This is a genomic window from Frankia sp. Hr75.2 (assembly GCF_949319125.1).
GTDB classification, from domain to species: domain Bacteria; phylum Actinomycetota; class Actinomycetes; order Frankiales; family Frankiaceae; genus Parafrankia; species Parafrankia soli.
Window position 1 is genome coordinate 1 of the sequence record NZ_CASGGV010000248.1, and the last position, 373, is coordinate 373.

Sequence of the window (373 nt, forward strand, 5' to 3'; positions counted from 1 at the left end):
TGCGACCAGCTCACGGCGCAACGTCCCCCGCCCCTCGATGTAAAGGGCCTGGTAGATCGCCTCATGCGAGATCCGCATCGTCGGGTCGTCGGGAAAATCGACCCGCAGCCGCCGCGAGATCTGCTCCGGGCTCCACGCGCTGACCCAGCGGCGGTCCTGGCGGTGCGGCTTGTTCCTGCCGGTGAAAGGCGCCGTCCACGGGCCGGGCACCACCGTGCCGTCGCCGCGCCGGACCGGCCCGGCGAGCCGGTCCTGCACGTAGCTGCGCAGCTGCTCGTTGCCGGCGAGCCTGGCAGTCTTGGGCCGGGCGGCCCGACGGTCTCGATGCCACTGCGCGAGCGTGGCCCGGTAGACCAGCGTCCCGCCGCGGGTA

At 72.9% G+C, this 373-nt stretch carries 1 pseudogene; it reads right to left on the minus strand.

What is annotated here, in order from left to right:
* Positions 1-373: pseudogene (locus AC559T_RS17515) on the minus strand (IS30 family transposase); the annotation flags it as partial.